The 20,368-nt window shown below is 71.0% G+C and carries 19 protein-coding genes, 1 pseudogene and 1 riboswitch; of the genes and pseudogenes, 9 read left to right on the top strand and 11 right to left on the bottom strand.

Annotated features, from left to right (window positions below):
* The 3 genes and pseudogenes from VLJ82_RS16930 to VLJ82_RS16940 all read right to left on the bottom strand — a co-directional run.
* Positions 1 to 227 (bottom strand): annotated as a pseudogene (locus VLJ82_RS16930) (asparagine synthetase B); the annotation flags it as partial.
* Between the two features lies 1 nt (position 228).
* The gene (locus VLJ82_RS16935) at positions 229 to 786 is read right to left on the bottom strand and encodes a dTDP-4-dehydrorhamnose 3,5-epimerase family protein (RefSeq protein WP_408664540.1); all 558 of its coding nucleotides are present in this window, start codon (positions 784 to 786) and stop codon (positions 229 to 231) included.
* Between the two features lie 29 nt (positions 787 to 815).
* Complete coding sequence (locus VLJ82_RS16940; protein WP_408664541.1) at positions 816 to 2,222, bottom strand: cysteine desulfurase/sulfurtransferase TusA family protein; 1,407 nt, start codon at positions 2,220 to 2,222, stop codon at positions 816 to 818.
* 181 nt (positions 2,223 to 2,403) lie between these two features.
* Between VLJ82_RS16940 and coxB the strand changes: the two genes are divergently transcribed.
* On the top strand, positions 2,404 to 3,360 hold the full coding sequence (coxB, locus tag VLJ82_RS16945; protein WP_408664542.1) for a cytochrome c oxidase subunit II: 957 nt from the start codon (positions 2,404 to 2,406) through the stop codon (positions 3,358 to 3,360).
* A gap of 12 nt (positions 3,361 to 3,372) precedes the next feature.
* On the top strand, positions 3,373 to 3,795 hold the full coding sequence (locus VLJ82_RS16950; protein WP_408664543.1) for a cytochrome c oxidase subunit 4: 423 nt from the start codon (positions 3,373 to 3,375) through the stop codon (positions 3,793 to 3,795).
* 21 nt (positions 3,796 to 3,816) lie between these two features.
* On the opposite strand, the gene VLJ82_RS16955 is transcribed toward VLJ82_RS16950, so the two are convergent.
* The 5 genes from VLJ82_RS16955 to VLJ82_RS16975 form a co-directional block, all read right to left on the bottom strand.
* A complete protein-coding gene (locus VLJ82_RS16955; protein WP_408664544.1) occupies positions 3,817 to 4,605 on the bottom strand; it encodes a hypothetical protein in 789 nt (262 codons plus the stop codon).
* A 210-nt stretch (positions 4,606 to 4,815) separates the two neighbouring features.
* Positions 4,816 to 6,474 carry a cytochrome b gene (locus VLJ82_RS16960; protein ID WP_408664545.1) on the bottom strand — a complete coding sequence of 553 codons (1,659 nt, stop codon included), beginning with the start codon at positions 6,472 to 6,474 and terminating at the stop codon, positions 4,816 to 4,818.
* The gene (locus VLJ82_RS16965; RefSeq protein ID WP_408664546.1) at positions 6,471 to 7,547 is read right to left on the bottom strand and encodes a ubiquinol-cytochrome c reductase iron-sulfur subunit; all 1,077 of its coding nucleotides are present in this window, start codon (positions 7,545 to 7,547) and stop codon (positions 6,471 to 6,473) included. Before VLJ82_RS16965 ends, VLJ82_RS16960 begins: the two co-directional genes overlap by 4 nt.
* On the bottom strand, positions 7,544 to 8,467 hold the full coding sequence (locus tag VLJ82_RS16970) for a c-type cytochrome (protein ID WP_408664547.1): 924 nt from the start codon (positions 8,465 to 8,467) through the stop codon (positions 7,544 to 7,546). Before VLJ82_RS16970 ends, VLJ82_RS16965 begins: the two co-directional genes overlap by 4 nt.
* Before the next feature lie 70 nt (positions 8,468 to 8,537).
* A complete protein-coding gene (locus VLJ82_RS16975) occupies positions 8,538 to 9,215 on the bottom strand; it encodes a cytochrome c oxidase subunit 3 (protein ID WP_408664548.1) in 678 nt (225 codons plus the stop codon).
* A gap of 85 nt (positions 9,216 to 9,300) precedes the next feature.
* On the opposite strand from VLJ82_RS16975, the gene VLJ82_RS16980 reads away from it, so the two are divergent.
* The 3 genes from VLJ82_RS16980 to trpD all read left to right on the top strand — a co-directional run bounded on the left by VLJ82_RS16980 (position 9,301) and on the right by trpD (position 11,887).
* Positions 9,301 to 10,380 (top strand): cytochrome c oxidase assembly protein, encoded by a 1,080-nt coding sequence (locus tag VLJ82_RS16980; RefSeq protein WP_408664549.1) that lies wholly within the window; start codon positions 9,301 to 9,303, stop codon positions 10,378 to 10,380.
* Positions 10,381 to 10,797: a hypothetical protein gene (locus VLJ82_RS16985; RefSeq protein WP_408664550.1), complete on the top strand. Its 417-nt coding sequence runs from the start codon at positions 10,381 to 10,383 to the stop codon at positions 10,795 to 10,797.
* Between the two features lie 76 nt (positions 10,798 to 10,873).
* Complete coding sequence (gene trpD, locus VLJ82_RS16990; protein WP_408664590.1) at positions 10,874 to 11,887, top strand: anthranilate phosphoribosyltransferase; 1,014 nt, start codon at positions 10,874 to 10,876, stop codon at positions 11,885 to 11,887.
* Between the two features lie 70 nt (positions 11,888 to 11,957).
* On the opposite strand, the gene VLJ82_RS16995 is transcribed toward trpD, so the two are convergent.
* A complete protein-coding gene (locus VLJ82_RS16995; RefSeq protein WP_408664551.1) occupies positions 11,958 to 12,245 on the bottom strand; it encodes an Lrp/AsnC family transcriptional regulator in 288 nt (95 codons plus the stop codon).
* On the bottom strand, positions 12,242 to 14,041 hold the full coding sequence (locus tag VLJ82_RS17000; RefSeq protein WP_408664591.1) for a DEDD exonuclease domain-containing protein: 1,800 nt from the start codon (positions 14,039 to 14,041) through the stop codon (positions 12,242 to 12,244). The genes VLJ82_RS16995 and VLJ82_RS17000 overlap by 4 nt, the downstream gene beginning before the upstream one ends.
* Before the next feature lie 209 nt (positions 14,042 to 14,250).
* On the opposite strand from VLJ82_RS17000, the gene VLJ82_RS17005 reads away from it, so the two are divergent.
* From VLJ82_RS17005 to VLJ82_RS17020, 4 genes are all read left to right on the top strand, one after another.
* Positions 14,251 to 14,469: a hypothetical protein gene (locus tag VLJ82_RS17005; RefSeq protein ID WP_408664552.1), complete on the top strand. Its 219-nt coding sequence runs from the start codon at positions 14,251 to 14,253 to the stop codon at positions 14,467 to 14,469.
* 164 nt (positions 14,470 to 14,633) lie between these two features.
* A riboswitch (cyclic di-AMP (ydaO/yuaA leader) is annotated at positions 14,634 to 14,797 on the top strand.
* A gap of 60 nt (positions 14,798 to 14,857) precedes the next feature.
* On the top strand, positions 14,858 to 15,889 hold the full coding sequence (locus VLJ82_RS17010; RefSeq protein WP_408664553.1) for a C40 family peptidase: 1,032 nt from the start codon (positions 14,858 to 14,860) through the stop codon (positions 15,887 to 15,889).
* Positions 15,886 to 17,253 carry a hypothetical protein gene (locus VLJ82_RS17015; protein WP_408664554.1) on the top strand — a complete coding sequence of 456 codons (1,368 nt, stop codon included), beginning with the start codon at positions 15,886 to 15,888 and terminating at the stop codon, positions 17,251 to 17,253. The genes VLJ82_RS17010 and VLJ82_RS17015 overlap by 4 nt, the downstream gene beginning before the upstream one ends.
* The gene (locus VLJ82_RS17020; protein ID WP_408664555.1) at positions 17,250 to 18,377 is read left to right on the top strand and encodes a glycosyltransferase family 4 protein; all 1,128 of its coding nucleotides are present in this window, start codon (positions 17,250 to 17,252) and stop codon (positions 18,375 to 18,377) included. Before VLJ82_RS17015 ends, VLJ82_RS17020 begins: the two co-directional genes overlap by 4 nt.
* A gap of 88 nt (positions 18,378 to 18,465) precedes the next feature.
* Here the strand turns inward: VLJ82_RS17020 and VLJ82_RS17025 are convergent, their stop codons facing one another.
* Positions 18,466 to 20,277, bottom strand: a complete 1,812-nt coding sequence (locus VLJ82_RS17025; protein ID WP_408664556.1) for an AMP-dependent synthetase/ligase — start codon at positions 20,275 to 20,277, stop codon at positions 18,466 to 18,468.
* Positions 20,278 to 20,368 lie beyond the last annotated feature (91 nt).

Consider the following 20,368-nt stretch of genomic DNA (forward strand, 5'->3'; position numbering starts at 1 on the left):
ATCAGCTGGTAGCGCTGGGCCAGGTAGGGCAGCGGCTGGTGGCTGTGCTCCCAGTCGATCAGCGACAGCCGGCGGAAGCCGATCACCGCCTCGTCGTCGGACCAGGTGCCGGCGTCGTCCGGGCCGCGGTGGCGCATCTGGGCCAGCGAGGCCTCGATGGCCGCGCGGGTCTCGGGCAGCTGGTCCTCGGCGGCGGGAGCCGCGAGGTAACCGATGAGTCCGCACATGTCAGCCGTCCATCCGTTGCTCGCTGAACTTCGCCGCCGCCGCGTCCTTGGCCGAGATCTGCGCCGGGTTGCCGGCGTCCACCGGGATCGGCCAGCTGAACCCCAGGCCCTCGTCCAGCGGCGAGTACGCGATGCCCGGCATGCCCGGGTACCACTCGTCGGTGAAGCAGTACAGGTACTGGCTGCCCTCGCGGCTCACCGACTGGAACCCGTTGCACACGCCGGGCGGCACCAGCACCTGGACGCCGAGGGAGAGGTCGACGGTGACCACCTTGCCGTAGCTGGCCGAGTCCGGCCGGGTGTCGAGGTAGGCACCGAGCGCCTGCCCGGCCACGCAGCCGACCAGCTTGGTGGTGGACTCGCCGTGCAGCCCGCGCACCGCGCCGTAACCGGACTCGGTGACGTTGATCTGGCGGAGAGTGCCGAAGCCGTCCAGGGTCGAGAGCCGGAAGAACTCCCGGACGGTGCCGCGCGGGTCGCTGACCTGCTTGACGGTGATGACCAGCAGCCCGTCGATGTCGGTCTGCTCGGTGTGCATGTCGGTGATCTGCACGCTCATGGGGTCAATACTCCCAGAAGCTCGACCGGTCACCGGACGCGCCGCACCCGGTAGGCGGTGCCGCCGTCGCCCGCGTCCTGCTGGCCGACCAGCTGCTGGCCGCGCATCCGGCACCAGGCCGCGATGTCGCCGGCTGCTGCCGGGTCGTCGGCCAGCACCGTCAGCTCGGCGCCGATCGCCAGGTCGGGCAGTGCCCGGGCCAGGTCCAGCACCGGCAGCGGGCAGCGCCGGCCCCGGCTGTCCAGCACCGTGGCTGCTTCGGTCCGGCCCTCGGTCTCCCGGACGGCGGGCGACCCGGGCGCCTGGGCCCGCACGGCGGCCACCGCGTCGGGCAGCACCGCCAGGAACCGCTCGACGTCGGCCTGGCCGACGCCCGGGTGCAGCGAAATCCGGACGTTGCCCGAGGTCAGCGCGCCCATCGCGACCAGCACATGGGACGGGGTCAGCGTGTCGGAGGTGCACGACGAGCCGGACGAGACCGCGAAGCCGCGCCGGTCCAGCTCGGTGAGCAGCGCCTCGCCGTCGAGGTACAGGCAGGAGAAGGTGACCAGGTTCGGCAGCCGGTCTACCGGGTCCCCGAGCACAACGGTGTCCGGTACGGCCAGCGGCACCTGCTCGCGAATCCGGTCGACCAGCCCGGCCAGCCGGCGTCCCTCGGCCTCCCGGCCGGCCCGGGTGGCGCGCAGCGCGGCGACCGCGGCCACGATGGCCGGCACGTTGGGCGGGCCGAGCGAGCGACCGGACTCGGACTCGTCGGTCGGGAAGGGCGGCCGCCACCGGGTGCCGTGGCGGACCACCAGCAGCCCCACGCCGGCCGGACCGCCCCACAGCCGGGCGTCGGCGGTGAAGACCGGCGCCTCATCCGGGGGCCGGCCGTAGACCAGGTCGTGGCCGGCGTCTACCACCAGCGGCACGCCGAGGCCGGCGAGCTGCTCGGCCGCCTCGGCGACGGGCTGCCGGGTGCCGACCTCGTGGTTGGCCGCCTGCAGCACCGCGGTGGCCACCCCGGGCCGGCCGGCCAGCTCCACGAACTCAGAGATCCGGACCCGGCCGGTGCCGTCCACGCCGGCCACCTCGACCTCGCCGCCGTGCACGCGGTGCCAGTCGGCCGCGGCGAACACCGCCGAGTGCTCCACCGCCGAGTGCAGCAGCACGGTGCCGGCCCGCCGCCGGCCCGCGAGGCTGCCGAGCAGGCCGTGCTGCAGGGCATGCACGCCGGACGGCAGGAAGCTCAGCTCGTCCGGGCGCACGTCGAGTTCCTCGGCCGCAGCCTGCCGGGCGGCGTCCAGCAGGATCGCGCTGCGCCGGGCGGCGCCGGTCAGCCGGGACGGATCGGCCCACCCGTCGGCCCAGGCGGCCTGCATCGCCTCGGCGGCCACCGGGTGCAGTGGCAGCCCGGCCGCGGCGTCGAAGTAGCCCGAGCCCGGCTGGTCCATGCCGTCAGACGGTAGTACGGCCTCGGTCCGGCCGCCGCCGCAGTCGACCCGGCCGCTACCTGACGCCACGAACCACCCCTCACCGCTGCCGTGCGCTGTTCTCAGATACGCTCGCACGTGCGGGATCCTCGAGGCGGGAATGGCCTCGACCCGGCCGGATGAAGGAAGGGCGGTTTCGCCAGTGCAGCGCAGTCTCCGGTCCCGGCTCACCCGGCTCGGCCTGCTCGCGGGCGTTGCCGTGCTGCTGTCCGGGTGCACCGCCCACGACGTCGAGATGAAGCTCCGTTTCGGCTGGCCCACCGGGGTCACCCACCAGGCCGACCGGATGCGCACCCTGTGGACCTGGTCCTCGGTGGCCGCGCTCGTCGTCGGGGTGATCGTCTGGGGCCTGATCTTCTGGTGCTGCTTCCGCTACCGCAAGACCGACGACCTGCTGCCCACCCAGACCAAGTACCATCTGCCGATCGAGATCGCGTACTCGATCGCGCCGTTCGTGGTCATCGCGGGGCTGTTCTACTTCACCGCCGTCACCGAGGACTACGTCGACAAGCTGTCGCCCAACCCCGACACCGTCGTCCAGGTGGTCGCGTTCAAGTGGAACTGGGAGTTCCAGTACAAGTCGAACACCGTCAACGGCGCCTCGCAGGCCACCAACTACTCGAGCAGCGACCCGGCCGCCGGCAAGCCGCTGTCCACGGTCGGCACCTCGGACGAGATCCCGATCCTGGTGGTGCCGGTGGACAAGAAGGTGCGGGTGATCGAGGTCAGCAAGGACGTCATCCACTCCTTCTGGGTGCCGGAGTTCCTGTTCAAGCGCGACGTGATCCCGATGCCCAAGCCGAACGAGTTCGAGTTCACCGCCACCTCCACCGGGCACTTCGTCGGCCGGTGCGCCGAGCTGTGCGGCACCTACCACTCGCAGATGAACTTCGAGGTCCGGGTGGTCACCGCCGACAACTACGCCAAGTACCTGTCGGCCCTGGCCTCGATCCCGTCCGGTGATCCGGCCAAGCAGCGCAAGGCACTGCAGGCCATCGGGGAAGCCCCGTGTGCCACCACCACCTATCCCTTCGTGACCGAGCGCCAGCATCGGTCGGCGTCCGAGCGTGCGCAGACCTGCGGCACCGGTGCGAGCTAGGGGAGGGCAGCGATGAAACCTGAATCCAGAATCTTCCTGTGGGTCGCGCTCTTCTGCTTCGTGGTCGCCGGCATCTACGCCGGCTGGACCAAGCAGAACAGCCACGGCATGGAGGTCGCCGGCACCGCGGCGCTGGTCCTGTCCGGCGGCCTGTTCGGCATCAGCGGCTCGTTCTTCTGGTTCGTCTCGCGGCGCATCGACGCCCGGCCGGAGGACCGCAACGACGCCGAGATCGCCGAGGGCGCCGGCGAGCTGGGCTTCTTCTCGCCCGGCAGCTACTGGCCCGTCGCGATCGCCTTCGGTGCGATGGTGACCGCCATGGGCATGGCGACCGTGCAGTACTGGCTGGTCGGTCTCGGCGTGATCATGATCCTGTTCACCAGCGGCGGTCTGCTCTTCGAGTACTACACCGGCGACCGGTCGCCCCTGCGCTAGAGCGCGATCTCTGGTTCAGTCTTAGGGCAACGTAAAAAGTAGAAGAAGCGTAAATCCGCTGATCGCGAAGTCCGCTGTGTACATCTCGTGCAGGCGGAGACCTCGCTGCTCTTCTGGCGTTCGGGATGGAACGGTGCGCAAGATCGCCAGCAGCGGACCCGTCGCTATCAGCGCTAGTGCGATTAGCACATCCAAGGTAATGATGGACGGGGTCGGCCGCAGATGCGCTCCCGCCAGTCGCAAGGCCATGGCTAGCAAAACTGGAGTTATGGTCACTCCGCCAAGTAGCCATGCTGCCTTAACGGCACCGGCGTGTTCACGAATCTGCTGAGCTTCCAGCCACGCACCGCGCGTCTCGCCTGTAGGACCAAGCTTTACGCTGTGGACAACGGCGAAGCAGGTATAGACGACCCCGAATAGGCTGCCTGCGGCCACCACCATGGAAAAAAGTGTTTTTACTGAGGGCTGGAACAACGCTGCCAGTACCTCGAATGCCCCGACTATGCAGGAGAGAGAGACGACGACGGGCACTGCGGCATAAACGATGGCCGGAGCAAGTCCGGCAATTGGGTCACGCTCCGCGCCGAGGTAGGCAAGCGCGACGGCGCCCAACAGACTGCCGAACATTCCGGCAACGAGGAGCGCGGTGGCAAAGGTGGCCAGAGTTGGCGCGTTCGCAACATGCGGTACCGGAGTGGTGAAGACAAGGATAATTGCGGGTACTGCTATCGCGCCGAACGTGCCAACTACCGCAGAGTACGCCGTGGCTCCGTGTCGAATATCGTGATAACCCCGGTCCGGTTCGGTCATGTCACTCCCGACGCAGAGGCGTTACTGGGCGCGCCAGCGCGGACGGTGTTTCAGTAGATACCAGTCTTGGCCGCTCTCACATTTGTGTCTAGTCCTGCATCCCAGCTCGGAGGGCGCGACGGTGCAGGAGTTGAGACCGATCCTCCTGACAGATCGCTGCGCTCATTCGCACGTGGCCGACCAGTATTGGTCCGGCATAGCGCGCCCGGGTCAGTCGGTGAGTTCGCGCTCGCGGTGCTGCTCGCGCTCGGAGGCGGCCAGCGCGTCGAGCTCGGCCTGGACGTCGGCCTTCTCGCGGACCGGGTAGAAGAAGCCCCGGATCTTGTGGCCGCGCGGGTTGCCGAGCTCGTTCATCTTCTTCGGCACCTTGGTTCCGGCGTAGGCCAGCTGGCCGTGGCCGTGGTCGTCCACCGGGCCGAGCGGCTGGTGCACCTCGATGAACTCGCCGTTGGGCAGCAGCTTGATGATGCCGGTCTCGATGCCGTGCTCGAGCACCTCGCGGTCGTGCCGCTGCAGGCCGAGGCAGATCTTGTAGGTGACCGCATAGGCCAGCGGCGGCAGCACCAGCAGGCAGATCCGGCCCGCCCATGTCATCGCGTTCAGCGAGATGTCGAAGGCCTTGGCGATCAGGTCGTTGCCGCCGGAGACCAGTAGCACGCCGTAGAACGTGATCGCCATCGCGCCGAGGCCGGTGCGCACCGGCACGTCACGGGGACGCTGCAGCAGGTTGTGGGCAGACTTGTCCCCGGTGAACTTCGCCTCCAGGAACGGATACGCCCCAGCCAGGGTGAACAGGATGCCGGGCAGCACCAGCGTCGGCCAGAACAGCGGCGGGATGGTGTGGTCGAACAGCCGGATCTCCCAGGACGGGAAGAGCCGGGTCGAGCCGTCCAGGAAGCCGATGTACCAGTCCGGCTGCGAACCGGACGACACCTGCGCCGGGTTGTACGGCCCGAACAGCCACACCGGGTTGATCTGGGCCAGCCCACCGAGCGCGGCGCACACCGCGAACACGATGAAGAAGAAGCCGCCGGCCTTCATGCCGTAGGTCGGGTACATCCGCTCGCCGCTGACGGTCCGCTCGGTCTTGCCGGGGCCGGGGAACTCGGTGTGCTTCTGCTTGACCAGCAGCGCCATGTGCGCACCGATCAGCGCGGCCAGGATGCCGGGCACCAGCAGCACGTGCACGATGTAGAGCCGTCCGATGATCACGGTGCCCGGGAACTTGCCGCCGAAGACCATGAACTCGGCCCAGCTGCCGACCACCGGGATCGACTGCATGATGGCCGCGGCGATCCGCAGCCCGGTGCCGGAGAGCAGGTCGTCGGGCAGCGAGTAACCGGCGAAGCCCTCGACCAGGCCCAGCGTGATCAGGCCCAGGCCGATCAGCCAGTTCAGCTCACGGGGCTTGCGGAACGCTCCGGTGAAGAACACCCGGAACATGTGCACCAGCATCGCGGCCATGAACAGCAGCGCGGCCCAGTGGTGGATCTGGCGCATCACCAGGCCGCCGCGGACGTCGAAGGAGATGTCGAGCGTCGAGGCGTAGGCCCGCGACATCTCCACGCCGTCCAGCGGCACGTACGAGCCGTCGTAGCGCACCTCGCCCATCGAGGCGTCGAAGAAGAAGGTCAGGAAGGTGCCGGACAGGATCAGGATGATGAACGAGTAGAGCGCGATCTCGCCCATCATGAACGACCAGTGGTCGGGGAAGACCTTGTTCAACTGCTTGCGCAGGCCGCCGGCCACGCCCAGCCGGTCCTCGGCCCAGCGACCGGTCTTGCCGATCCGGGTGGCCGGCTTCTCGTACCGCCGCGGGTTCTTGACGGTGGGGGCCTGGCGCAGGTCCGCAGGATCAGTGGTGGTCATGGCCGCTCCCAGAAAGACGGGCCGATTGCCTCGGGAAAATCGTCCCTGGCCTTAAAGTACTGCCTGCCGTCGACCATCTCCACGTCCAGCGGCAACTTGGGCAAGCTGCGGGTGGCGGGACCGAACACCGGCTTGGCATCCTGCAGCACGTCGAACTGCGACTGGTGACACGGGCAGAGCAGCCGTCCGGTCTTCTGCTCGTACAGCGAGGCCGGGCAGCCGGCGTGGGTGCAGATCTTGGAGAACGCCACGTACTCGCCCCAGCCGAAGTTCGCCTGGTTCTTGCGGGCCTTGACCGTCTGGCCGGGGCGGAGCCGGATCAGCAGGGTGGGGGAGTCGCTGTTCTTGACGCCGCCCTCCACGCCGGGGAACACCGTCGCGATGCCGCCGGGCTGCAGGTCGTCCGGGCTGACCCGCCGGCCGTCGGAGTACACCAGCGGCACGCCCGGGCCGTACGGGGTGTGGAACAGGCTCTGCCCGGGCCCGCGGCCGGGCTTCTTGATCATGGCGCCAACCAGCGCGACCAGCGGCACCAGGCCGAGCGCGCCACCGGCCAGTCCCAGGGTGGTCTTGAGCATCGAGCGGCGCGCGATGCCCAGGTCCTCGAAGCCCGACACCAGCGTGCCGGCGCCGAGGATCTGCTGGGTCATGTCGGAGGCACCGTCGTGCCGGTCCTGGACCGCCTCCTCCTCCGGCAGCAGCCACTTGGCCCACAGCACCACGCCGATGCCGATGCAGGCCAGCGCCAGGCCCAGCAGGCCGCCGAGCAGCGGGGTGAAGTACCGGTAGTTCTGGTTGCCGGCCCCGGGCAGCTTGAACTCGTAGGGCACCGCGCCGCAGAACACCACGATGAAGGCCACCGCGGCCAGGAAGCCGATCACGAAGACGGTGGCGATGGTGCGCTCGGCCCGCTTCTCGGCCTTGGTGCCGGCGATCGGGAACCGCTCGCGGCGGTGCACGATGTAGATGCCGTCGGCCTCCGCGCCGGCGATCATCGCCTCTTCCGGGCTCAGCTGCGCGGCCTCCTCGGCCGTCATCTCCTCGCCGGAGGAAGGGGAGTGGGTGGTGCTCACAGCCGTGCTCCGATCCACAAGATCGAGACCATCAGGACGCCGAGGCCGGCGGTCCAGATCAGCAGGCCCTCGGCGACCGGGCCGATCCGGCCGAGGCCCGCACCGCCCGGGTCCTTGGTGGTCTTGAGGTTCTCCACGTACGCGATGATCGCGCGCTTCTGCTCAGGGGTGAGCTGGTTGTTGCTGAAGACCGGCATGTTCTCCGGCCCCACCAGCATGGCCGTCCAGAGCTGCCGGTCGGTGGCGCGGTACAGGTCCGGGGCGATCTTGCCGGCCGACAGCGGCGCGCCGTGCCCGGTGGCGCCGTGGCAGGAGGCGCAGTTCAGCCGGAACAGCTCGCCGCCCTCGCCGAGCGCCTCGGAGCCCGCCCGCAGGTTGGCGTCGGCGGCCGGGACCTGCGGGCCGCCGCCCTTGGACTGCACGAACGCACCGAGCTGCAGGATCTCCTGCTCGGTGAACTTGGGCACCTTGCGCAGCTCCAGGGCACCCTGGGTCGGGGCCGGCATCCGGCCGGTGCTGACCTGGAAGTAGACGTCGGCCGAACCGGTGCCGACCAGGGTCGGGCCGCGGCCCGCGACGCCCTCGAGGTTGGCGCCGTGGCAGGTGACGCAGCTGTTGATGTACAGCTGGCGGCCGGCCTCCACGTCCTGGCTGCTGACGGTGTCGTCGGCGCCGGACGTCGGGGCGAGCATGGCGTAGCCGCCGCCGACCACGGTCAGGGCGCCGACCAGCACGGCCAGGCTGGTGACCCGCCGCCGCAGTCCGGCGCGGCGGCGCGGCGCGGTCCGGCCGGCAGTGCTCGCCACGGCAGTGTCCGCACCGGCAGTGTCCGCACCGGCGGTGTCCGCGCCGGCGCTGTCCACGACGGCGGGCGCGAAGCCGAGGTCGCCGTCCGCGTCGAGGTGGTCCTCGTCGGTCATGGACGTCCTTTCGGGGTTCGGGCCGGAGAGCCGGGCCGGGCGGTGGTGCACCTGTTCGTCATGGCTGTCGCTAATGGATGAGGTAGATCGTGGCGAACAGGCCGATCCAGACGACGTCGACGAAGTGCCAGTAGTAGGACACCACGATCGCCGCGGTCGCCTGGGCCGGTGTGAACCTGCCCAGGGCGGTGCGCGCCAGGAAGAACAGGAACGCGATCAGGCCGCCGGTGACGTGCAGGCCGTGGAAGCCGGTGGTGAGGTAGAAGACCGAGCCGTACCCCGACGACGAGAGCGTCATGCCCGCCTCGTGCACGCCGTTGACCAGGTGCCGGTACTCGTTGACCTGGTTGCGGTACTCGTTGGCCTGCCCGAGCACGAAGATCAGGCCCATCACGAAGGTGAGGGCGAACCAGCGGCGCAGGCCGTAGACGTCACCGCGCTCGGCCGCGAACACGCCCCACTGGCAGGTCACCGAGGAGGCCACCAGGATCACCGTGAAGACGGTGGCGTAGGGCACCGCCAGGTGCACCGAGTAGGCCGGGTTGCCGTTCAGCGCGGGAGCGCCGGGCCAGACGTCGAGGTTGTTGGCCCGGACCGTGAAGTACATCGCGAACAGGCCCGCGAAGAACATCAGCTCGCTGGACAGCCACACGATCGTCCCGACGCTGACCAGGTTCGGCCGGGTCAGCGAATGAACCTGGGACGAGGGAAAGCGCCCGGCCGGAGCGGCCTGTGCAGTCGAGGTCACCTCTGCATTATTGCCCCATCCCGCCGAGACCGTGAGGCATGGGGTCCGTGCTGGAGACGTGTTCTGCGCTCACTACCCTCGAAGAGTGCTCGGCACCCCGTTCTCCCTCGCTCCGGTGCTCGCCCACGGCGGGGAATCACCGGGCTCGACGGTGCCCTCCGACCTGCCCCGGTTCACCGTGGCGAGGCTGTTCACCGAGGTCGAGCTGGACTGGTGGCTGGTGGTCCCGCTGCTGGTCGCGACCGGGCTGTACCTGTGGGGGGTGTGGCGGCTGCGACTGCGCGGCGACCGGTGGCCCGCGGGCCGGTCGGCGGCGTTCCTGGCCGGCGGGATCGGGGTGATCGCGTTCGCCGGGATGAGCGGGCTGGGCAGCTACGACACCACCATGTTCTCCCTGCACATGATCCAGCACATGCTGCTGGCGATGGTGGCGCCGATCTTCCTGGCCTTGGGGGCGCCCATCACGCTGGCGCTGCGTACCACGCCGCGCCGGGTCCGCTCGGTGCTGCTGGCACTGCTGCACAGCCGGTTGGCCAGGCTGCTGACCTTTCCGCTGGTCGGCTGGGCGCTGTATGTGGCGAGCCCCTTCGCGCTGTACTTCACCGGCTGGTACCCGGCGACCCTGGAGCACCCGGTGCTGCACGAGATGCTGCACCTGCACTTCCTGCTGGTCGGCTCGCTGTTCTTCTGGCCGATGGTCGGCATCGACCCGCTGCCCGGCCGGCAGTCACCGCCGTTCCGGTTCCTGATCCTGGTCTCGACCCTGCCGTTCCACGCCATCCTGGGACTGGCCATCTACACCCAGACCACCCTGATCGCCGGTTCGCACTACGAGGGCCTCGAGCTCGGCTGGCTGGACCCGCTGTCCGACCAGCGGGTCGGCGGCGGGCTGCTGTGGTCGTCCGGGGAGCTGGTCGGCCTGATCATGCTGGGCGTGGTGGCCGCCCAGTGGATCAAGGCCTCCGAACGCGAGGCGGCCCGGGAGGACCGCCGCCTGGACCGGCTGGAAGCCGCCGAGGCCGCGGCCCGGGCCGCCGGCGGGCCGAGCGCGCCGCTGCCGGATGCCCCGGCGCCGGACGCTGCGGTCCTGGATACGATGGCGATCTCCCAGGCGACACCCGACGCCCGGCCGGCAGGCTCTGCGACGAAGGAAGTGCAGCTCTAGATGACCTCACCCGGAAACCTCACCGTTGTGGTCTACAGCCAGCTCGCCGACCTGCGTTCCGCCGTCCGGACCGCGGTGGGCCGCCGGGCAGCACCCGACCTGGGCCGGATCGACTGGGTGGAGTGCGCCAACTACAGCCAGCTGCGCAACCAGCTGGACTCCGGCCACATCGACCTGGTGCTGCTGGACGGCGACGCCCAGCCCACCGGCGGCATCGGCCTGTGCCGCCAGTTCAAGAACGAGATCACCGACTGCCCGCCGATCATGGTGCTGCTGGAGCGGGCGCAGGACCGCTGGCTGGCAGCCTGGTCGCAGGCCGACGCCACCCTGGTGCGTCCGCTCGACCCGGTGGTGGCCGCCCGGACCGTGGCCGAGCTGCTGCGGGCCCGGGCTGCCGCGATCCCCGTGGTGCGCTGAGCCGGTTCCCGTTGCGACCCGGCCCGTGACCGCCTCCTCGTCCCCGCCCCGGTGGGCTGACCTGCTCACCGCGCTGATGCGCGGGCAGTCGCTGTCGGCCGAGGCGACCGGCTGGGCGATGGCCGAGATCATGGCGGGCGAGGCAAGCCCGGCCCAGCTGGCGGCCTTCGCGGTGCTGCTGCGCGCCAAGGGCGAGACCCCCGCCGAGCTCGCCGGCCTGGTGCGCAGCATGCTGGCCCGTGCGGTGCCGGTGGCGCTGTCCCAGCCGGCGGTCGACGTGGTCGGCACCGGGGGAGACCGGGCGCTGACGGTGAACATCTCCACGATGGCGGCCCTGGTGACCGCCGGGTCCGGCCGTGCGGTGGTCAAGCACGGCAACCGGGCGGCGTCCTCGGCGTGCGGCACCGCCGACGTGCTGGAGGAGCTCGGGGTGGCCATCGACCTGGGCGCGGACGGGGTGCTGGCCACGGTGGCCGAGGTCGGCATCGGCTTCTGCTTCGCGCCGGTCTTCCACGCCGGCATGCGGCATGCCAGCGGGCCGCGACGCGAGCTCGGCGTCCCGACCGCGTTCAACTACCTCGGCCCGCTGACCAACCCGGCCCGGCCGGTGGCAGCCGCGATCGGGGCCTACGACGGGCAAATGGCGCCGGTGATGGCCCAGGTGCTGGCCGACCGGGGCGACCGGGGCATGGTGTTCCGCGGCGACGACGGGCTCGACGAGCTGACCACCACGACCACCTCGCAGGTCTGGCTGGTGCACGACGGCGCGGTACGGCAGGACGAGCTGGACCCGGCGTCGGTCGGCATCGCGCCGGCCGAGCCGCAGGCGTTGCGCGGCGGCTCGGCGGCGTTCAACGCCGAGGTGGTCCGGCGGGTGCTGGCCGGCGAGCCTGGTCCGGTGCGCGACGCGGTGCTGCTCAACGCCGCCGCGGCGATCGCGGCGTTCGACGGCGTGCTGGACTCGGCCGAGGCGGCGGTCCGGCACGGCCTGCCGGCGGCCGCCGCGGCGATCGACGACGGGTCGGCCGCGGCGTTGCTGCGGACCTGGGCGGAGCTCAGCCGGCAGCTGCGCGCCAAGCAGGACCGCTGAGCCTTTAACTATCGCCGAGCCTCACTGCCGCCGGGCCTTGTCTGCCGCTGGGCCTCACTGCCGCCGGCCGTTACTCCGGGGCCGAGTAGCCGATCGAGAAGGCCGACTCCAGGTCGTGGCGGGAGTAGGCCCGGAACGCCACGTGGGTGTCGGTGCTCAGCACCCCCTCGACCCGGCTCAGCCGGCCGGCGATGACGTCGGCGATCTGGTCGAACTCCCGCACCCGGACGATCGCGATCAGGTCGACGTCGCCGGCCACGCTGTAGACCTCGCTGACCCCCTCCAGGTCGGCAATCGCCTGGGCGACTTCCGGGATCCTGTTCGCCGCGACCTTGACCATGACGATGGTGGTGATCATGCGCTGATCCTAGAGCCAGCCGCCGACCGGACGGGCTGGTGCGTGACCGGCAGCCGCCGCCGGTCGGCGAACGGGTGGGCGCTGCGCCGGGCGGTGTCGGCCGAGGCCAGCCAGCTGCGCAGCCGGGCGGCGCCGGCTGCCGGGGAGGTCCACGGATGGCTGGCCGAGACCAGCCGGGTGCCGGGCTCGTTGAGCCAGCGCAGCAGCAGCTCGGTCTCCTCCACGGTGGCGGCGGTGGCCATGGTCGCCGAGTCGGAGGTGTGGGCCACCACCTCGGCGGACTCCTGCAGGGCCGCCACCAGCGGCATCGGCGGCACGCCGCAAGCCGCCACGTCGGCCCCGACCAGCCGGCCGTGCCGGATCACCACCAGCTCCCAGCCGCCCAGGCCGTCCGGGCGGGCGGCGACCAGCTCGGCGATCCGGGTGAGCGAGACCAACGCCTGCATCCGGGCGCAGCTGCGCACCAGGGTGGCGATCCGGTCGCGTACCACGGCCGCCTCCTCGTAGCGCTGGGCGACCGCCAGCGCCGCCAGCCGGTCGCGCAGCGGCTCGATCAGCATCGCCACATCGGCCTGCCAGGCCTGCACCACGGTGTCGACCAGCCGCGCGTAGGCGGCCGGCGAGAGCCCGTCCTCGCAGGGGGCGGCGCACTTGCCGATGCCGGCCAGCGCGCAGGCCGACCGGACCTGCCGGCCGGGTGCCAGCCGGTCGGTGCACTGCCGGATCGGCACCGCGTCGTGGATGGCGTCGCGCAGCTGCTCTGCCTGCCGGGTGGACCGCAGCGGGCCGAAGTACTGAGCGCCGTCGGTGCGGGCCTGGTGCACGATCGACAGCCGCGGATAGGGCTCCTTGGTCAGCTTGAGCCAGATCGTCCGGTCGCCGTTCTTGGAGCGCCGGTTGTAGCGCGGCTTGAGCGAGGTGATCAGCCGCAGTTCACGGACCTGGGCCTCCAGGGCATGCGCGCAGACGATCGAGGAGACCGACTCGGCCAGGCCCACCATCTCGCCCATCCGGCTGCGGGTCTCCGAGGCCACGAAGTACTGCCGCACCCGGCTGCGCAGGTCCTTGCTGGTGCCGACGTAGAGCGTCTGGCCGCCGGCGTCGTTGAACAGGTAGACCCCGGGCGCGTGCGGCAGCCCGTCGGCCAGGTGCCGCTTGCGGCGCTGGGCCTCCGAGACCTGGGAGGTGAAGGCGCGCAGCTCGGGCAGCGAGTGCACCCCCAGATTGCCCAGCCGCGCGATCAGCGCGTGCAGCACGTCGACCGTGGCCTGGGCGTCGGTCAGCGCCCGGTGGTTGGGCGTGACGGGGGAGGAGAAGAAGCGGGCCAGCGTGCTCAGCTTGCAGTTGGGCACCTCGTCGCGGGTCAGCACCCGGCGGGCCAGCAGGGCGGTGTCGAGCACCGGCGGAGCGGGCCAGCTGCGTTCCTGGCTGGTGCAGGCAGCCTTGAGGAAGCCGATGTCGAACGGGGCGTTGTGGGCGACCAGCACCGCGCCAGTGGCGAACTCCAGGAACGCCGGCAGCACCGAGCCGATCGACGGGGCGTCGGAGACCATGCCGTCGGTGATACCGGTGAGCACGCTGACGAACGGGCTGATCGGCATCCCGGGATCGACCAGGGTGGCGAACTCGCCGAGCACCTCGCCGCCCCGCACCTTGACCGCGCCGATCTCGGTGATGGCGTCCGTACCGGACGCGCCGCCGGTGGTCTCGAGGTCGACCACCACGAAGGTGGTATCGCGCAGCGGCTGCCCCAGGCAGTCGTCGATGCTGTCGAGGCTGAGCTGGCCGGTGGTCATCGCGGTCACAATCGAACACGTTAGCGATAGGGTGTGACGAAAGCAGCAGGCAGCGCCCAACTGTTTCTACGGCGATGGCTCGGCAGGGCCGGTTTGCGGGACGGAAGGCCACCTTGGATCGGCTCGCGGGCGAAACTGTCAGTGCCTGTTCCTACGGTATGGAGGACCCGCGGAACACGTCCCGCCGGCCGGGAGGAAGAGGTTCGAAGATGCTCATCGACTGCGACAGCTGCGCGGCCCGCGACATCAGCTGCAAGGACTGCGTGGTGGCCGTCCTGCTGGGCCCGCACCGGGGCGCGGTGGAACTCGACAGCGCCGAGCAGGACGCGCTCGGCGCACTGGCCAGTGGCGGCCTGTTGCCGCCGCTGCGACTGGTGCCCACCATGCGCCTCGAGGACCCGCCCAGCACCCGTACCGCAATTGCCTGATTTGTGACGCCAGTGTGAAAAATTAGGCTCACGACACGGCCCGATCAGATTGCTCAATGGCACGGCCGTCACGTAACCTTTCCGAGATCTTCCGGTTGCCGCCTCCCGACGGGAGGCACCGGAGGAAACCGCCGAGTCGGCAACAGACGAGTCGCGAACAGCCTTAGAAAAAAGTGCTGTTCGTTGGTCCGCGCCGAACCGGGGACCCAGGTTTTCTGGGGTGAATCGGAGCAGAACGGGGCCACTCGGCACCGGTACGGCACTGCTCCGTAGGGCAACTTCCAAGCCCGAACCCGACAGCTAACTCGGTAGGCGGTCGAGTGGAAGAGGAGTTCCGCCAACAGTGGCGTCAACTCGTGTTACGCGGCTCAGCCGCACAATTGTCAGTGTGCTCATCGTCACCGCAGCAGCGTTGGTGGCCCCGCTAGCCGCTCAGGCAGTCCCGCGGCTGGATACCCCCACGACCTCGGCGCAGGCCACCGCCAAGCTGCACCAGCTGGCCCAGTCCAGCGAGAAGCTGGCCGAACAGCTCAACCAGGCCCAGATCGAAGTCCGCGCCGCCCAGCGGACCGCCGCCACAGCCACCCAGGCCGCCGCCGCCGCCGAGCAGCGGGCGCACACCGCCCAGCGCCAGTTGGCCGCGCTGCTGGCCTCCCAGTACAAGGCGGCCTCGTTCAGCCGGACGGCCGCGCTGCTGGCCAGCAACTCCACCGACGGCTACCTGCAGACCATCCAGTCGATGAACCTGCTCACCCAGCACCAGAGCGTGGTGGCGCTGACCGCGAGCAAGGCCATCGCGACCTCGAACGCCGCGGCAGCCCAGGCCAAGGCCGCGGTGGCCACCGCCGTCGCCAAGCGCGACGCCCTGGCCAAGCGGCAGGCCGACCTCAAGCGCGAGGTGACCAAGTACAAGACCCTGCTGGCCACCCTGACCGCGGCCGAGCGGGCCAAGTACTACAACCCGGTCCCGTTGCCGTCGCCGGCCACCGTCAACCAGGTGGTGCTCAACGCCATGGCGGCCTCGACCCCGGAGGCGCCGGTGGGAGCCGGCCAGCCGGCGCATGCCTCGGGCAGGGCCGGTACGGCCATTGCCGAGGCGCGCGCCCAGCTCGGCAAGCCCTACCAGTACGGCGGCAGCGGCCCGGGCTCCTTCGACTGCTCGGGACTGACCTCCTGGGCCTGGCGGGCGGCCGGGGTCAGCCTGCCGCACAGCGCCGCCGGCCAGCAGGGCATGGGCACCCCGGTCAGCCGCGAGAACCTGCAGCCCGGTGACCTGGTGTTCTTCGGATCGCCGGCCTACCACGTGGGCCTCTACGTCGGTGACGGCATGATGATCCACGCGCCGACCAGTGGAGACGTCGTCAAGATGTCGCCGCTGTCCTACATGAGCGATTACTCAGGGGCCACCCGGGTCGGGTGAGCCAGCCAGCTGAACCGAACGGGCGGGAACCGGCAACGGTCCCGCCCGTTCGGCTGTCCCGACGCGGCCGTCGCTGGTGGCCGGTCTGGATCGGCTCGGCCGTCCTGGTAGCGGTGGTGCTGGCCGCGGTGCTGGTGCGCCAACTCGGGCGGCGGCCGGAGTCCGCGACACCCGCCGCCAGCTCCGGCTCGGCGGACGTCGCCGCGGTGCTGACCGTGCTGCACCGGCATGCGGATGCCCTGCTGGCGCGCGACGGGAGCTCCTGGGCCCAGGACCTGGATCCCTCGCCCGCCTCGGCGGGCTACGCCGGGCGCCAGCGACAGGTGTTCGCCAACCTGGCCCAGGTCCCGCTGGACACCTGGCGCTACGTGCTGGTCGCGCCGGTCACCGACCCGAACGTACTGGGCCCGGCGGCGAGCCGGCTGGGCGGTCCGGTGGTGATCGTGCACGTCGAGCTGCAGTACGCCCTGGCCTCGGTCGACCCGGCGCCGACCGGCCAGCAGCTCTGGCTGACCGGGGTGCGGCGGGGCCGGGACTGGAAGCTGGCGGCCGACGACGACGCCGCGACGGTCGGCGGCGCGTCCTGGCGGGGGCCGTGGGACTTCGGCCAGCTGCTGGCCCGGCGTGGCCCGCACACCCTGGTGCTGGCGCATCCGGCGCACCGGCAGGATGAGGCGGTGTTCGCCGATCTGGTCGAGAAGGCCGTGCCGGTGGTGACCCGGGTCTGGGGAAGCGGCTGGAACGACCAGGTCGCGGTGCTGATCCCGGACACCGCGCAGGAGTTCGCCGCGGTGACGGGGGACCGCGTCGATACCTCCGACCTCGCCGCGGTGGCGGTGGCCGACCAGGTGCGCGGCGACGGGACGGTGCTCGGCGCCCGGATCGTGCTGAACCCGGGCAACCTGGCCCGGTTGGACGGCACCGGGCGCCGGCTGGTGATCGGCCACGAGCTCACCCACATCGCGTCCCGGGCGGTCACCTCCGACCGGATGCCGGCCTGGCTGGTGGAGGGGCTGGCCGACTACGTCGGCAACCTCGGCTCCGGCCTGTCGGTGCCGGCCACCGCCGCCGAGCTCGCCACCGAGGTACGGGCCGGCCGGCTGCCGGCGGCGCTGCCGGCCGACACCGCCTTCTCCGGGGGCAGCCGGCTGCCGCAGGCCTACGAGCAGTCCTGGCTGGCCTGCCGGCTGATCGCCGAACGGGCCGGGCCGGCCGGCCTGGTGCGGCTCTACCGGACGGTGGCCCGGGCCGCCGCCACCGATCCGGCCGCCGCGCTGGCGGTGGGGCTGCGCCAGGTGCTGCACACCGACGTGGCCCGCTTCACCGCCGCCTGGCGGTCCTACCTGGTTTCGGAGCTGCGATGAGCACCCGCCGGTTGCTGGTCGTCACCAACGACTTCCCGCCGCGGCAGGGCGGCATCCAGTCCTTCGTCTACGAGCTGGCCCGGCGGCTGCCAGCCGGCCAGCTCGCGGTGTACGCCTCGGACCACCCGGGCTCGAAAGCCTTCGACGCCGGCCAGGACTTTCCGGTCCGCCGGCATCCCGGTGGCCTGCTGACCCCCACCCCGCGCGCCCGGCGCCGGGTGCTGCGGGCCCGGGAGGACTTCGGCAGCACCGCGGTGTGGTTCGGGGCGTCCGCGCCGCTCGGGCTGCTGGCGCCGCCGCTGCGCCGGGCCGGGGTGCGGCGGATGGTGGCCAGCAGCCACGGGCACGAGGCCGGCTGGGCGATGCTGCCGGGTGGCCGGCAGGCGCTGCGCCGGATCGGCAACCAGGTGGACGTGGTGACCTACCTGGCCGACTACACCCGGCAGCGGCTGGCCGGCGCGTTCGGCCCGCACCCGGCCCTGGTGCAGCTCACCCCGGGGGTGGACGTCGACACCTTCAGCCCAGCGGTATCCGGCGCGGCGGTCCGGCACCGGCACGGCCTGACCGGCCGTCCGGTGGTGGTGTGCGTCTCCCGGCTGGTGCCCCGCAAGGGCCAGGACGTGCTGATCCAGGCGATGCCGGCGATCGCTGCCCGGGTCGAACAGGCGGCGTTGCTGGTCGTCGGCGGCGGGCCGTACCAGCAGAAACTGCGGGAGCTCGCCGACCGGGTCGGGGTGGCCGACCGGGTGGTCTTCACCGGCCCGGTGCCGGCCGCCGAGCTGCCCGAGTACTTCGCGGCCGGCGACGTGTTCGCCATGCCGTGCCGGACCCGCCGGCTGGGCATGGACGTCGAGGGGCTGGGCATCGTGTTCCTGGAGGCGTCGGCGTCCGGCCGGCCGGTGGTGGCCGGCAACTCCGGCGGCGCCCCGGACGCGGTCCGCGACGGCATCACCGGGCTGGTGGTGGACGGCCGGGACGTGGCCGGCGTGGCACACCAGGTCGGCGGCCTGCTCGCCGACCCGGAGCGAGCCGGCCGGATGGGCAGCGCGGGCCGGCGCTGGACCGAGCAGGCCTGGCAGTGGGGCACCATGGCCGACCGGCTGGCCGAGCTGCTGCAGCTGTAGCAGCCGCTCAGTCCCGGGTAGGAGCTGCTCCGTCCCCGTAAGAGCTGCTCAGTCCCTGAAGGAACTGCTCAGTCCCTGAAGGAACTGCTCAGTCCCGGCCGGCGCTGGAGTACAGCGCGGCGATGTCGCCGGCGCGTTCGGACATCACCAGGTTGCGCTTGAGCTTGAGCGACGGGGTGAGCTGGCCGCCAGCCTCGGTCCAGTCCGCGGCCAGGATGGTGAACTTCTTGATCGCCTCGGCCTGGGACACCGCCCGGTTGGCGTCGTCGACGGCCTGCTGGATCTCCGCCCGCAGGTCCTTGTCGTCCACCAGCTCGGACAGCGCGGTGTCGGCGGGCCGGCCGGCCTTCTCCAGCCAGGTCGGCAGCGACTCCGGGTCCAGGGTGATCAGGGCTGCGATGAACGGCTTCTGATCGCCCACCACCAGGCACTGGCTGACCAGCCAGTGCGCCCGGACCCGGTCCTCCAGCACCGCCGGGGCGACGTTCTTGCCGGCGGCGGTGACGATGAGCTCCTTCTTGCGCCCGGTGATGGTGACAAAGCCGTCGTCGTCGATCTCGCCGATGTCGCCGGTGTGGAACCAGGTCTTGCCGCCCCGTTCCTCCAGGGCGTCCGCGGTGGCCGTCGTGTTCTTCCAGTAGCCGTCGAACACCACCGGGCCGGCCAGCAGGATCTCGCCGTCGTCGGCGATCTGGACGCTCATGCCGGCGACCGGCCGGCCGACCGAGCCGACCTTGATCTTGTCCTCGACGTTGAGGCAGGCCCCGGCGGTGGTCTCGGTCAGCCCGTAGCCCTCGTAGATGGTCACGCCGATGCCGCGGAAGAAGTGCCCGAGCCGGGCGCCCAGCGGAGCCCCGCCGGAGATGGCGGCCGTGCACTGGCCGCCGAGCGCGGCCCGCAGCTTGGAGTAGACCAGCTTGTCGAAGACCTTGTGCTGCAGCCGCAGTGCCGGTCCCGCGCCGCCGGAGTCCATCGCCTCGGAGTACCGGATGGCCACCGCCTCGGCCCGGTCGAAGATCTTGCCCTTGCCGTCGGCGTGCGCGCGCTGCTTGGCGGTGTTGTAGACCTTCTCGAAGACCCGCGGAACGCTCAGCACGAAGGTCGGCTGGTAGACGGCGAAGTCGGCGATCAGGTTCTTGATGTCGGCGGTGTGGCCCAGCGTGCATCCGGTGGCGATGGCGCCCATCTCGATGGCCCGGCCGAACACGTGCGCGATCGGCAGGAACAGCAGCGTGGAGGTGTTGGCGTTGAACAGGTTGCCCAGCCCGCTGGCCACCTCCGAGACCTCGGACAGGAAGTTCAGGTGGGTCAGCTCGCAGCCCTTGGGACGTCCGGTGGTGCCGGAGGTGTAGATCAGCGAGGCCAGGTCGCCGGGCTTGCCGGCCGCGAGGCGCGCGTGCACCTGCTCGGCGTCGACGGCCTCGCCGGCCGCGGTGAGCTCGGCGACCGCGCCGGCTTCGATCTGCCAGACCCGGCGCAGACCGGGGGTGCGCTCGCGCACCTCGGAGACGATCGCGGCGTGCGCGGCGGTCTCGACGATCACCGACTCGGCCTCGGAGTCGGACAGGATCCACTCGACCTGCTCGGCCGAGGAGGTCTCGTAGATGGGCACCACCACCGCGCCGACGGCCAGCACCGCGAAGTCGAACAGCGTCCACTCGTAGCGGGTCTTGCTCATCAGCGCGACCCGGTCGCCGGGTTCGATGCCGGCCGCGATCAGCCCGCGGGCGACGCCCAGCACCTGCTCGGCGAACTCCGCGGCGGTCACCTCGCGCCAGCCGTCGGTGCCGCGGACCTTCAACGACACCAGGTCCGGCCTGGTCCGGGCGTTGTCGAAGACGTACTGGGCGGCATTGTTCTGCGGAGGTGTTCCGGCGCTGGGAATGGTCAGCTCACGCACTCGCTCGCCTCTCGCGGATCGGGGTCCTGGACAAGACTGCTGGGGAACATCGAAAGGTAACCCTGGCCGCAGGGTAGTCGCATCTGGAGTT

Source organism: Jatrophihabitans sp. (assembly GCF_035474675.1).
In the GTDB taxonomy this organism is placed as follows: domain Bacteria; phylum Actinomycetota; class Actinomycetes; order Mycobacteriales; family Jatrophihabitantaceae; genus Jatrophihabitans_A.